This is a genomic window from Pseudomonas morbosilactucae, assembly GCF_023241665.1.
Classification (GTDB): Bacteria; Pseudomonadota; Gammaproteobacteria; order Pseudomonadales; family Pseudomonadaceae; genus Aquipseudomonas; species Aquipseudomonas morbosilactucae.
In genome coordinates this window covers 40,470-53,269 of sequence record NZ_JALQCX010000028.1, presented here as the reverse complement: position 1 = coordinate 53,269, position 12,800 = coordinate 40,470, and the positions used below count along the sequence as shown (strand labels likewise).

Annotated in this window: 13 protein-coding genes; 6 read left to right on the top strand and 7 right to left on the bottom strand. The window is 65.2% G+C overall.

Going from position 1 to position 12,800, the window contains the following annotated elements:
- Positions 1 to 17 precede the first annotated feature (17 nt).
- The 3 genes from M1B35_RS15480 to M1B35_RS15470 form a co-directional block, all read right to left on the bottom strand.
- A complete protein-coding gene (locus M1B35_RS15480) occupies positions 18 to 491 on the bottom strand; it encodes a DUF6386 family protein (protein ID WP_268262428.1) in 474 nt (157 codons plus the stop codon).
- A gap of 12 nt (positions 492 to 503) precedes the next feature.
- Positions 504 to 773 (bottom strand): hypothetical protein, encoded by a 270-nt coding sequence (locus M1B35_RS15475; protein WP_268262427.1) that lies wholly within the window; start codon positions 771 to 773, stop codon positions 504 to 506.
- 65 nt (positions 774 to 838) lie between these two features.
- The gene (locus tag M1B35_RS15470) at positions 839 to 1,795 is read right to left on the bottom strand and encodes a GlxA family transcriptional regulator (RefSeq protein ID WP_268262426.1); all 957 of its coding nucleotides are present in this window, start codon (positions 1,793 to 1,795) and stop codon (positions 839 to 841) included.
- Between the two features lie 99 nt (positions 1,796 to 1,894).
- Between M1B35_RS15470 and M1B35_RS15465 the strand changes: the two genes are divergently transcribed.
- Positions 1,895 to 2,746, top strand: coding sequence for an MBL fold metallo-hydrolase (locus M1B35_RS15465; protein ID WP_268262425.1), 852 nt, complete (start codon positions 1,895 to 1,897; stop codon positions 2,744 to 2,746).
- Here the strand turns inward: M1B35_RS15465 and M1B35_RS15460 are convergent.
- A complete protein-coding gene (locus M1B35_RS15460) occupies positions 2,692 to 5,076 on the bottom strand; it encodes a hybrid sensor histidine kinase/response regulator (protein WP_123335206.1) in 2,385 nt (794 codons plus the stop codon). The genes M1B35_RS15465 and M1B35_RS15460 overlap by 55 nt on opposite strands.
- Before the next feature lie 256 nt (positions 5,077 to 5,332).
- Here M1B35_RS15460 and M1B35_RS15455 point away from each other — a divergent pair, with 256 nt between their 5' ends.
- Complete coding sequence (locus M1B35_RS15455; RefSeq protein ID WP_268262424.1) at positions 5,333 to 5,953, top strand: LysE family translocator; 621 nt, start codon at positions 5,333 to 5,335, stop codon at positions 5,951 to 5,953.
- 5 nt (positions 5,954 to 5,958) lie between these two features.
- Here M1B35_RS15455 and M1B35_RS15450 read toward each other — a convergent pair whose 3' ends face one another.
- Positions 5,959 to 6,417 carry an Lrp/AsnC family transcriptional regulator gene (locus M1B35_RS15450; RefSeq protein WP_123335201.1) on the bottom strand — a complete coding sequence of 153 codons (459 nt, stop codon included), beginning with the start codon at positions 6,415 to 6,417 and terminating at the stop codon, positions 5,959 to 5,961.
- A 120-nt stretch (positions 6,418 to 6,537) separates the two neighbouring features.
- On the opposite strand from M1B35_RS15450, the gene M1B35_RS15445 reads away from it, so the two are divergent.
- On the top strand, positions 6,538 to 7,080 hold the full coding sequence (locus M1B35_RS15445; protein WP_268262423.1) for an RBBP9/YdeN family alpha/beta hydrolase: 543 nt from the start codon (positions 6,538 to 6,540) through the stop codon (positions 7,078 to 7,080).
- 25 nt (positions 7,081 to 7,105) lie between these two features.
- Here the strand turns inward: M1B35_RS15445 and M1B35_RS15440 are convergent, their stop codons facing one another.
- Both M1B35_RS15440 and M1B35_RS15435 read right to left on the bottom strand, forming a co-directional pair.
- Complete coding sequence (locus M1B35_RS15440) at positions 7,106 to 7,891, bottom strand: sulfite exporter TauE/SafE family protein (protein WP_123335197.1); 786 nt, start codon at positions 7,889 to 7,891, stop codon at positions 7,106 to 7,108.
- A gap of 155 nt (positions 7,892 to 8,046) precedes the next feature.
- Positions 8,047 to 8,787 (bottom strand): GntR family transcriptional regulator, encoded by a 741-nt coding sequence (locus M1B35_RS15435; RefSeq protein ID WP_268262422.1) that lies wholly within the window; start codon positions 8,785 to 8,787, stop codon positions 8,047 to 8,049.
- 115 nt (positions 8,788 to 8,902) lie between these two features.
- Between M1B35_RS15435 and M1B35_RS15430 the strand changes: the two genes are divergently transcribed.
- The 3 genes from M1B35_RS15430 (at position 8,903) to M1B35_RS15420 (ending at position 12,757) form a co-directional block, all read left to right on the top strand.
- Positions 8,903 to 10,258, top strand: coding sequence for a class-II fumarase/aspartase family protein (locus M1B35_RS15430; protein ID WP_268262421.1), 1,356 nt, complete (start codon positions 8,903 to 8,905; stop codon positions 10,256 to 10,258).
- A 155-nt stretch (positions 10,259 to 10,413) separates the two neighbouring features.
- Positions 10,414 to 11,718 (top strand): cation:dicarboxylate symporter family transporter, encoded by a 1,305-nt coding sequence (locus tag M1B35_RS15425; protein ID WP_268262420.1) that lies wholly within the window; start codon positions 10,414 to 10,416, stop codon positions 11,716 to 11,718.
- Positions 11,719 to 11,914: 196 nt separating this feature from the next.
- Entirely contained in the window at positions 11,915 to 12,757 is an 843-nt protein-coding gene (locus M1B35_RS15420) for an alpha/beta fold hydrolase (protein WP_268262419.1), read from the top strand.
- Positions 12,758 to 12,800: the final 43 nt, after the last annotated feature.

The following is a 12,800-nucleotide window of genomic DNA, read 5'->3' as shown; positions in this document are numbered from 1 at the left end:
AACGCAGGAACCGGGCCTCAAGGCATGGGCAAACGTGGGGTCGCGGCAAAGGCATTGCCGGCGACCTCGCTTGACGGTGCGTACTCCACCACCAGCCGCTCAGGCGTCGGGCGAAAGACCCGCACGTCAACGGTGCCGCACTGGGCAAACAGCAAGACCCCGCCATACACGGTTTCCGGCCCCAGGCCGTCAGCCGGCACCTGTTCGCCGGCGCCGATGTACAGGCAGCCGGAACGCACGTGCAGGCGCGCCGCCACGCCCTCGGCCAAGCCCGAACGCCCCAGCCCCTGATACACCTCGACGTCATAGTCGCCATCGCTGCCCAGGTTGGCGAACAGCACATGGCCGAGGTTGATTTCCAACACTTCATCCTCGGCGATGGACCACCAGTCCGCCGTATCGGCAGCGCGATGGGCCAGGCAGGCCGGGTCGAAGATCGCCAGGGTCGCGGTGTCGGTGGCAAAGCGGGTGTGGGCGTAGACAGGGTTCATCAGGGGCGGCTCTCAGCTCAGAAGGTCCAGGGCGCGTACGCGGGCCAGCAGCGGCTCGACCAGGGCGGCCGGCAAACCAGGCACACTCAGCACCAGCACGTGGTACCAGGGGTTGGGGTGGCGGCTGTCAAAGTCAAAATGGCAGGCGTAACTCCCCAGCGCCGCCACGCAGGCGCACAGCTCGTCGCCGGCATCGTCGAAATTGCCAGGGCCGTAGCGCGCTTCGATCAAGCGCAAGGGAATGCTCAGGGTCCAGCGGGCTTCAGGTATCGGTTTGGGCATGGGTTCAGACACAGAATCAGCGTCGGCGGCCGGGGCCAAATTGGAGCACAGCCCCAGGGCCGCCGTCACCCCGCCGCGCCATAGCGCTGGCGATAAGGCAGCGGTGCCAGCCCGGTCTGCTGCTTGAACATGCGGCTCAGGTTCGAGTCGCTGCTGAAGCCCAGCGCCGCGCTGATCTGGCTCACCGACAGGGTGCTGAACAGCAAGCGCTCACTGACCTGATTGAGCTTGACCAAGCGCATCCACGTCCCCACCGCCTGGCCCTGCTCCAGCCGCACCCGGCGCGCCAGACTGCGCTCGGACACGCCCATGGCCAGTGCCAGGCGCGCCACGGTGGCCTGCTCTGCCGGCGTCTGTTCGACCCACAGTTGCAGGCGACGCAGCCAGGGGCTGTCTTGCTGGATCAGGCTCAAGGCGGCAAAGACCGGGTGCGGCTGCACCGGGCGCGGCAACACCAACAGCTGGTTCAACTGCTGCATGCGTTCCGCGCCCAAGTGGCGCTGGATCAACTCCTGGGCGATCGGCAGGTAGCCGCCCACACCGCTGGCCGTGGCCACGCCGCGATCAAAGACCCAGGTGCGCTCGCTGCGCCAATCCACCTCGGGAAACTGCTGCAGCATGGGTTCCAGCAACCACCAAGTCAGGGTGGCGGCGCGGCCTTGGAGCTGGCCACTGGCAGCCAGTAACACCACCCCAGTGCAATAGCTCCACAGCTGCGGGCCACGCTGGCGCGCCAGGGCTTGCAGCAACGCGTCGCTGGCCGCCAGGGTCGCGCTGACGTCGGCCGCCGACTCGGCCCAGAACCCAGGTATCAACAGGCCATCGAGGGGCGTCTGCTCCAGCCCCGCCTCGGCGTTCAGCGGCACGCCGTGGGCACAGCGCACCGGGCCCGACGCCAGAGCCACGTACTGTGGGTGGAACAACTCGCGCCCGGCGTGGCGGTTAGCGCCGTGCAACAGGTCGGCAAAGGCCAGCAAGCCGGCGGGCATGCAACCGGGGTACAGCAACAGGCCGATGTTCATCCGTGGCTCCGGCAGAAATTGAATGCAGATTGTCAAAAACCGCCATTCTGCAAGGCACCGCCGACCAAGACAATGCAGCCTTCGCCACCGAGGTCTGCCATGCGCCTTCATCAGCTTCGCAATGCCACCCTGATTATCGAATCCGGTCCTTATCGGATCCTCCTCGACCCTATGCTCGGCGCGCGCCACAGCCTGCCGCCGTTGCGCCTGCTACGGCCGCTGCAGCGCAACCCGCTGGTGGACTTGCCGGATTCGGCAGCGGCGGCCCTGGAGTCAGTGACCCACTGCCTGCTGACCCATTGCCAGAAAGGCCATTTCGACCACCTGGACCGGGCCGGGCGGGAGTTCCTGCGCCAACGGCAGATCCCGGTGATCTGCACCGCCCACGACGCCCCGTACCTGCAAGCGCGCGGGCTCCAAGTCCAGGCCCTGCCCACCGCACACGGGCAGCCGACGGCCTTTCTCGGCGGGCAGATCCGCACCCTGCCCTGCGTCCATGGGCGCGGGCTGGTCGGGCGATTGATGGAGCATGGCGTGGGGTATTTCATCGAGTGGCCCGACGAACCGAGCCTGTACCTGTGCGGCGACACCCTGCTGACGCCGGCCCTGCGCGACTTTATCCAGGCCCATCAACCCGAGGTCTGCGTGGCACCGGCCGGCGGCGCGCACTTCGACCTGGGCGGCGAGATCATCATGGGTATTAAAGAGCTGCTTGAATTGCGCCGCCTCAGCCACGGTCAGGTCGTGGCCAACCATCTGCAGGCGCTGAGCCACTGCCCGGTCAGCCGCCAGGCCTTGGCTGCGGCGGCGCACCGGGCCGGGCTGGCGCAACGGTTACTGATTCCCGAGGACGGCGAGGTCCTGACCTTTGCCAAAAATGGATTGCGTACCGAGATTCAAGCAGGCCGGATGGCTTCGCTCAACGCCTCGGCCAGCGCCGCCACCGAGTAGGGCTTCTGCAAAAACACGAACTCTTGCGTATCGCCCTGGGCCAGGGCCGGGCTGAAACCGCTGGTGAGAATCACCGGCAACCCGGGGTGTTGCTGACGAATCTGCTGGGCCAGTTCCACACCGCTCATGCCCGGCATCACCACATCGGAAAACACCGCTTGGAAGGCTCCGGCATCCTTGGCAAGCCAGGCCAGGGCCGCAGCAGCGCTGGTGGCCCATTCGATGCGGTAACCCAATTCCGTCAGGGCCAGGGCCAACAGGCCGCCCACTTCGGGGTTGTCTTCCACCACCAGCAGGGTCGCGCCCTGGCCATCCAGGTTGACCGCCACCGAGCGCACCTCGGGCTCGGCCCCCGGCGCCTCCAGGGAACGGGGCAAGTACAGGGTGAAGCGCGTACCCTGCCCCGGCTGGCTCTGGACCAGGAGTTCGCCGCCCGATTGCTTGGCGAAACCGAACACCTGGGACAGGCCCAGGCCGGTGCCTTTGCCCACCTCTTTGGTGGTGAAGAACGGTTCGAAAATCCGCTCGATCTGCAACGGGTCGATGCCCGAGCCGTTGTCCGTCAGCGACACCGCGACAAAGTCCCCCGGCACCTCGCCCTGGGCGCCATGGGCCGGGGTGCTGTGCGCCCGCTCCACGGCAATCACCAACAGACCTTCGCCCTGCATCGCGTCGCGGGCGTTGACCGCCATGTTGATCAAGGCAGTGTCAAACTGACCGGCGTCGGCATGAATAAAACACGGCTCCTCAGGCAGCTCGATGCGCACCTCGATGCACGAGCCAATCAGTGGGTTGATCATCTCACCCAGGGCCTGGACGCTGCGCCCCACATCAAACACCTGGGGCCGCAGGTTCTGCTGGCGGGCGTACGCCAGCAGCTGGCCGGTGAGCTTGCTGGCGCGATCGACGGTGTCGGAAATCGCGTCGATGTACACCTGCCGGCGCTGCTCGCTGAGGTTGCGCCGCAGCAGGTCGGTGGACGAGCGGATCACCGTCAGCAGGTTATTGAAGTCATGGGCCACGCCCCCGGTGAGCTGCCCCACGGCTTCCATTTTCTGCGCCTGGCGCAGCACGTCTTCGGTCTTGCGCAGGGCCAGGGCGGCCTCGCGCTCGGCCTGGGTATCGCGGCCCACAGCGTGGATGTAGCTGCGGTCCGGCACGGCTGTCCAGGACACGCTGCGATAGGAACCGTCCTGGTGCAGGTAGCGGTTTTCAAAGTTGCCGACGCTGCTGCCCTGGGCCAGATCGCCGGTGACGGCCAAGGTGGCGGAACGATCCTCGGGGTGCACCAGTTCGTGGAAGCTGCGCCCCACCAGTTGCTCCTGGCTCCACCCCAGGAGTCGGGTCCAGGCCGGGTTGGCAGCGACAATGCTGCCGTCGAAACGGGCGACGATCATCAGGTCGGCGGACAAGCGCCAGATGCGGTCGCGGTCCTGGGTGCGCTCCTGGACCCGCTGCTCCAGGGACTCATTGACCCGGCGCAACTCTTCCTCGGCCTCGCGGGTGGCGGTGACATCGCGGGAAATGCACAGGATCTTCTCCGGTTGCCCGGCTTCGTCGAACATCGGCGAGACCTGCACATCCCACCACTTGCGGTTGCCCAGCAAGGTGTTGGCCGCCTCCAGAAAGCGCGCCGACCGGCCGTTCTTCGCCGCTTCGATGGCGGCCAAGGCCTCGGCGTTGCCCTGGCCTTCCCAGAAGCTCGGCCAGGGGCAGCCGCGAATTGCGTTGAAGTCGCTGACCTCCATGACCCGCATGCCGCCCTCGCTCATAAAGGACAACTTGCCGTCCAGATCGAGGACCTTGATGCAGTCGTTACTGGCCGCCAGCACCCGGGTATTGAGTTCGCGGGTTTCCCGCAGGCTCGACTCAGTAAGCCGCGCACGTTGTTCCAGCAACACCCGGTGAGTGGTTTCGACGGTGCAGCAGAGCATGCCCACCACCGTCTCACGGGCCTCGTCGTACACCGGGCTCATGGAGAACGACCACCAGGTCTGATCCTCACCGGGAAAGCGCTGCATGGTGATCGGCATGTCGATCAGACGGCAGGCCTGGCCGGCATAGGCCTGTTCCACCAACGGCTGCACCTGGGGCCAGGCATCGGCCCAGAGGGTGTCGATGGTCTGTCCCAGGGCACTGTCCAACCGTGGGCCGAGGATCGGCCGGTAAGCATCGTTGAACAGAAAGACCCTGTCCGGCCCCCAGAGCAGGTACAGGCTCTCGGGGGATTCAAGTACCAGGCTCAAGGTATTGCGCAACACATCCGGCCAGTGCTCGATAGCGCCCAGGGGTGACGACGACCAGTCATGGCCCCGAATGGCAGCGCCCATGACGCCACCACGCGGTGCATCGGAAGACGGGCTGCCAAGAGAAGAAATAGTCATGTACCGAGCCACTTGAGGAGGGAGAGTTGTTGACGGTGCTGACCACTGTGCCCGCGCAGAGTAACTGACACCTGTGAACGGCGAAAGTTGATCCCCATCAGCCACATCCCGCAGAGGTGCGGCCAGCGGTCTTTATTCGCCGTCGACTATTGGGCATGATCCCCCGACGCCCCTCCCACGCACTTGCTCCGAGCGCTGCTGCATGAACCTCACAACCCTGATGCTCTACACCTCCAGTTGCTTTATCGGCGCCCTGATCCCCGGCCCGACCTCCTTGTTGGCCATGGCCAACGGCACCTCGCGCAACCGCCGCCTGGTGGCGATGGGCATGGCCGGCGCCGCACTGTCGGACATCCTCATCGTCGCCGCGGTCGGCTTGGGCCTGGGTGCCATGCTGCTGGCGTCGCAGCAATTGTTCGAGATCTTGAAGTGGCTGGGCGTGGGCTACCTGGCCTGGCTGGGCCTGCAGTTATGGCGCAGCACGCCGGCCGCCCTAGACAGCGCCCAGGTGAGTGCCGGCGCGCGTCAGGGCGAGGTGTTCCGCCGCAGCTTCTCGGTGGCCCTGACCAACCCCAAGGTGCTGCTGTTTTTCACCGCCTTCCTGCCGCAGTTCGTCGACCCCAGTCAGCCGACCCTGCCCCAGTACGCGATCCTCGCCCTGGTGTCGGCCGGGGTCGATATCCTGGTCATGGCCCTGTACGCCGCCGGCGGTGTACAAGCGGCCCGTTACCTGACCGCCACGGGCATGCGCCGCCTGAACAAATGCTGCGGCGCCACCCTGCTCTCCCTCGCAGCCTTCCTGGCCCTTTATCGCCGGGCCTGAAGCCCCTACTCGCGCACCTCGGCCAGCACCTTGCGCGGGTAGCTGGCGAGGATGATCGAGGTGGTCACCGCACCCAAGACCGCCAGGCTGTCGATGATCTGCTCCAGGCGCTCCATCTGCGCCACCACCACCCGCAGCACAAAACAGTCTTCCCCGGTCACCCGGTCGGCCTCGATGATTTCCCCGGTCTGCTCGAAGGTCTCCAGGCAGCGGCCGATCTGCGCGTGGCTGGTGCGCAGGCGGATCAGGGCGCGGATCGGCCGTCCGAGCAAGGCATGATTGACCCGGGCGCTGTAGCCCTCGATCACCCCCAAGTCTTCGAGACGGCGAATGCGCGTGGTCACCGCTGGTTGCGACAGGCCGATGCGCTTGCCCAACTCGGTGCTGGTGATGCGCCCATCCTGCTGCAGGGTTTCGATAATCCGCCAATCCAGGCGGTCCAGTTCGGGTGACTTTGGTTTCATTTGTCGGGCCTGTGTTTTTCCAGGAATAGCGGCGAAATCTACCAAGCTTTCATGGGGCGCGTGCTGTTTTCCGCGCTGGCCCGGGCCTAAGCTTTGGGCTCTTTTCAAGGAGTCAGGCGAATGGACAAAGCGGTGCTGGTGATACCCGGAATCGGCAACTCGGACGCGGCCCACTGGCAGAGCCGCTGGCAGGCCAGGCACCCCGATTGGCAGCGGCTGCAGGTGCCCGACTGGAAACGAGTGGATTGCGCCGACTGGGTCGCGGCCATCGACCGCCAACTGCTGAGCATGGGCCCCGAAACCCTGGTGGTTGCCCACAGTTTGGGCTGCCTGGCACTGGCCCATTGGGCCGCCGCCGACACCCGCCAGGGCCGGGTGCGCGGAGCGTTGCTGGTGGCGGTACCCGACCCACAGGCGCAGGCATTCCCCACGGCGGCGACCGTTGGTTTCAGCCACACGCCAGTGGTGCCGTTGGACTTCCCGTGCCAAGTGGTCGCCAGTAGCAATGACCCCTATGCCGAGCTTGACTACGCCCGCGACTGGGCCGCGCGGCGCGGTGCGCAACTGCTGGAAGTCGGCGCCAGGGGGCACCTGAATAGCAGCAGCGGCTTGGGGGATTGGGACGAGGGTTATCGCCTGCTGGAGCAATTGGCCGCCGGTTGAACCGGCGACCGCCAGCAGCACTGGCTCAGAACGCCAGCTTGAAGCCGATGGAGAACAGCATCACCGCGAGGAACGGCCGCAGCAGTTCATCGGAGACCCGGCCGGTCATGTGGCTGCCGACCCAGATGCCCGGCAAGGAACCCATCAACAGAAAGCCCAACAGGCTCCAGTCCATGTTGCCCATGCTGGCATGGCCCAGGCCGGCCACCAAGGTCAGGGGCACGGCGTGAGCAATCTCGGTGCCCACCAGGCGCTTGGTGGCCAGGAACGGGTAGAGAATAAACAGCGCCACGGTGCCCAGGGCGCCCGCCCCGATGGAGGTCAGGGCAACCATGGTGCCCAGCACCAGGCCGGTGACCACGGTCAAGCCGTTGAGGTTGCGATCGCTGAGCTGGTAGTGATCACCAGCGTGCCGCTGGGCAAAGGCCAGCAGCTTTTTCTTGAACAGGATCGCCAGCGCCGTCAGCAGCAGCACAAAGCCCAAGGCTTGCTTGATCACCGAGTTCAAGGCTTGCGGGTCGCTGTCCAGGTTCTTCAGGAACCACAGGGTCGCCAGCACCGCCGGCACGCTGCCTAAGGTCAGCCAGCCGGTGATCTTCCAGTCGATGTTCTTGTTCTTCTGATGCACCAGCACACCACCGGATTTGGTGATGGCGGCGTACAAGAGGTCGGTGCCCACGGCGGTCGCCGGGTTAATGCCGAACCACAAAAGAATGGGGGTCATCAGCGAACCGCCGCCGACGCCTGTCATGCCTACGATAAAACCAACGATCAGGCCCGCTGCAACAAAACCAAAATTACCGACATCCATTAACCATGTCCTACAAAGGGCCATATAAATTTCAGGCGGCAGCATAGCGATTTTTCTTATAACGACTTATATCAATATGATCTGAATTTATAACCAGATCACCGACAGCCCGGGCGGCCGCAATGGGCAGCCGCCGCAGCCAAGCGCTGGCGGGGTCAGGCCACCGGGGTCTTTTCGCGTTTCATCTGCATGGTCAGGGTGAAGCGGTCGTCGGGGTGGGTGGTCTCGGAGACCACCATCAGCGCCCCCTGCTCATCGCGGTAATGCCGGGTGATTTTCAGGCCAGGAGCGGCGGCCTCGGCATTCAGGCGCTTGGCAATCTCCGGGGTCAGCAGCACCGCACGCACTTGCTGGTCCACCACCTCGATATGGCGGCCGAAATGCTCTTCGATCAGGGCGGCGATCAACTGCTCGGGACGTTCGCGCGCCAGTTCAATCACCTCGGCATAAATATCCTGGGCGTAGACATCGGTCCAGCACAGCGGCGCTTCCGGGTGCTGCTGGTCGACACGGATGCTCGACACGCAAAAGTAGTGCTCCCCCGGCTCCAGCCCCAGGCGCCGGGCCTCGGCGATATCGGCCACGAAATGGCGCACGTTCTGAATGCTGCGGATCTGGGTTTCCGCCAGGTGCGCCAAGTCCGACACCGAATCCAGGGACTGTGAATACCCGCCCCGTGGCGTGCTGGCCTCGACCCGGGTGCCCACCCGCTTGCGCCGCGACACCAGCCCCTGGCTCTGCAACTGGGTAATGGCCGCGCGCACGGTGTGGCGGCTCACCTCGTACAGCTCACACAGCTCGAACTCGGTGGGCAACAGGCTGCCCACGGGGTAGCGCCCACTGGCGATCGCTTCCATCAAATCCTTCGCCACAACCGCATAGCGCGTCTGGTTCATACCTTTCATCAGTCCCGAGCGTTCAACGAGTTGACAGTGTATCAGCGGCCACGTAAGAATTATGTACGGACATATTAAATATGTCCGATCAATAACAACATATCAGGATTGACCCATGTCCAGCACCGTCTTCGACTCCGCCCTGTTCCGTGACATGTTCGGCACCGCCGAAATGCGCGGCGTGTTTTCCGACAAAGCCCTGATCGAACGCTACATCGAAGTGGAAGTGGCCCTGGCCCGCGCCGAGGCCCGTTGCGGGGTGATCCCGGCCGAGGCCGCCGAGCAGATCGCCGAACTGGCCACCTACGAATCCCTCGACCTGGCGTTGATGCAGCACGAAACCGAAATCGTCGGTTACCCGATCCTGCCGTTGGTGGAACAACTGTCCAAGACCTGCGGCGAAGCCGGGCGTTATGTGCATTGGGGCGCCACCACCCAAGACATCATGGACACCGCCGTGGTCCTGCAAGTGCGCGCTGCCCTGGCCATCGTCGAGCGTGATATCCAGGCCGTGCGCGGGCTGCTGGCCGAGCTGGCGCTGCGTTACCGCGACACGCCGATGGCCGGCCGGACCCACCTGCAGCACGCCCTGCCGATCACCTTCGGCTACAAGTGCGCGGTGTGGCTGAGCATGTTTGACCGCCACGCCGAGCGTCTGGTGGAGTTGCGTCCACGGGTGGAAATCGGCCAATTCGCCGGTGCCGCGGGCACCCTGGCGTCCCTCGGCGACAAAGGCCTGGAAGTGCAGGAAGCGTTGATGGCCGAACTCGGCCTCGGCGTGCCTCAGGCCACCTGGCACGTGGCCCGGGACGGCCTGGCCGAAGCCCTGAACTTCCTCGGCCTGGTGACCGGTTCCCTGGGCAAGATCGCCCTGGACGTGATGATGATGATGACCAGCGAGCTGGGCGAAGTGTACGAACCCTTCGTCAAGGGCCGTGGCGCCAGCAGCACCATGCCGCAGAAACGCAACCCGATTTCCTGCGAACTGATGTACGCCGCCGCCAAGGGCGTGCGCCAACACGCCGGGCTGATGCTTGACGCAATGATCCAGGACTTCGAGCGCTCCACCGGCCCGTGGCAGGCCGAGTGGATTGCCATCCCCGAAGCCTTCGCCCTGAGCGCCGCCTCCCTGGGTCAGGCCAAGTTCATGCTGGCCGGCCTGGAAGTGCGCACCGAGCGCATGCGCAAGAACCTCGACATGACCCAGGGCCTGATCGTGGCCGAAGCCGTGATGATGGGCCTGGCCCCGGCCCTCGGTCGCCAAGTGGCCCACGACGTGGTGTACGCCGCCTGCCGCCTGGCCAACGACCAAGGCACCAGCCTGCTGGACGCCCTGCTGGCCCAAGGCGAAGCCACCGCCCAACTGGACCTGGCCGAACTGCAGCGCCTCACCGACCCGGCCAACTACCTGGGCCTGGCGCCGCAGATGGTGGACATCGCCCTGGCGCGCGAGGGTGCCGTTCCCCGCTGACCCCGAACGCCCTGTAGGAGCCGGCTTGCCGGCGATCGCGGTGAGTCAGTCACCTGATGCATCCATTGCCAGGTTGCTGTCGCCGACTTGCCGGCTCCACAGGGGTTCTCCGCCGTTTTCAGTACCCGAACCATAACAACAATGAGATCACAGACATGTCATCCACCCCCGCAAAAAAACCGTTCTACAAGGACCTGACGTTCCAGGTCGTCGCCGCCATGTTGCTGGGCATCGCCTTCGGCTTCCTGGCGCCGGAATGGGCGGCCAAGTTCAAAATCCTCGGCGACATCTTCCTCAAGCTGATCAAGACCGCCGTCGCCCCGCTGGTGTTCTTCACCGTGGTCCACGGCATCGCCTCGGCGGGCGATATCAAGCGCGTCGGCAAAGTCGGCCTGCGCGCCCTGATCTACTTCGAGGTGGTGTCCACCATCGCCCTGGCCATCGGCCTGTTGTGGGGCAACCTGCTGCAGATCGGCTCCAGCATGCACGACGCCCACCCCAGCAGCGCGGCGGCTGCGGCAGCCAGCGCGGCCGTTGCCAAGGGCCATGCGCCGGCCTCGACCATGGACTTCATCTACGGCATCTTCCCGGACAACTTCGTCGGCGCCTTCGCCGGTGGGCAACTCTTGCAGGTGCTGGTGATTTCGGTGCTGTTCGGCTTCGCCCTGCTGGCCCTGAAACCCGAGCGTCGTTCGGTGATCGAGGACGGCCTGAACCGCATCTCCGAGTGCTTCTTCGAGTTCATCAACCTGATCATGAAGTTCGCCCCCCTCGGCGCCTTCGGCTCGGTGGCCTACGCCGTCGGCAGCAACGGCACCGCGGTGCTGATGTCCCTGGCCAACCTGGTGCTGATGTTCTACGTCTGCGTGGCCTTCTTTATCTTCGTGGTGCTGGGCGTGGTGTGCCGACTGTCCGGGTTCAGCCTGTGGCGCTTCCTCAAGTACATCAAGGATGAAGTCTTTATTGTCCTCGGCACCGCCTCTTCGGAAAGCGCCCTGCCGCGCCTGCTGCAGAAGCTGGAGAAATTCGGCTGCTCGAAACAGAGCGTCGGCCTGGTGCTGCCCACCGGCTACGCCTTCAACCTGGATGGCACCTCGATCTACATGTCGCTGTGCGTGCTGTTTATCGCCAACGCCTACGGCGTGCCCCTGAGCTGGGAACAACAGCTGGGCATCATCGCCATCATGCTGGTGACCTCCAAAGGCGCAGCGGCGGTATCCGGCGGCAGCTTCGTGGTGTTTGCCGCCACCGTCACCGCCATCGGCGTGCTGCCCGCCGAAGGCCTGGCACTGCTGTTCGGCGTGTACCGCTTCATGTCCATGGCGATCGCCACCTGCAACACCATCGGCAACAGCGTGGCGACGGTGGTGGTGTCCAAATGGTCGGGGGAATTCACCGAGCAGCAGGCCAAGGAGGAATACTCCCGAGTGCTCGGACGCAGCCCGCAAGCGGCGCTGTAACCCAACTCAGCCGCCACTGGAGCGGGTTCCGGCGGTGTCGCCGGCCCGCTTCATCGCCTGTTCCTCCGGCCAGGCGATGGTCCGCCTTAGATCACACCCGCTGCAGGTCATAAGCAAAAGGCCTAAACAGCCCTCATCTCAAGCCTGGGCGGATTGGCTACGCTGTACTGCCCTCCCCTTCAGACAGGACCGTCCCATGCCCCTACGCTTGCTCGCCACACTCTGCCTGCTCGGCGCCCTGACCAGCGTCCAGGCCGCCGAACGCTGGCAAACCCTGCCGCCGACCCCGGCGCCCGTTGCCACGGCCCAATCCGGCTATGCCCAGGTCAACGGGGTCAAGCTCTACTACACCAGCACCGGCCAGGGTTCGCCGGTGGTGCTGCTGCACGGCGGTCTGGCCAACTCCGACTACTGGGGTTTGCAGGTCAAGGCCCTGGCCGCGCAGCACCGGGTCATCACCCTAGACAGCCGTGGCCACGGCCGCAGCTCGCGAGACGCACGCCCCTTCGGCTACGACCTGATGGCCGATGACGTGGTGGCGGTGCTCGACCAATTGAAGATCCCCAAGGCCGACATCGTCGGCTGGAGCGATGGCGCCATCCTTGGCCTGGACCTGGCCCAGCGTCACCCGACCCGCGTCGGCAAGGTATTTGCCTTTGCCGCCAACAGCCAGACCTCGGGGGTCAAGGACAACGTCGACAAGGATCCGACCTTCGCCGCCTACATCGAACGGGCCGGCAAGGAGTACGCCAAGCTGTCGCCGACGCCCAAGGAATATGACGCTTTTGTCGAGCAGATCAGCCATATGTGGGCCAGCCAGCCGAACTGGAGCGACGCCGACCTGGGCAAGATCCGCACCCCGGTGCTGATCGTCGACGGCGACCGCGACGAAGCCATCAAGCGCGACCACACCGAATACCTGGCGGCAACCATCCCCGGCGCCGGGCTGCTGATCCTGCCCAACGCCAGCCACTTCGCCTTTCTCCAGGACCCGGCGCTGTTCAACGCCGCACTGCTGCAGTTCCTCGCCCAGCCCTGACAGACCGCCACCCCGTCCGGCGCCCAAGACGGGCGCCGGACCC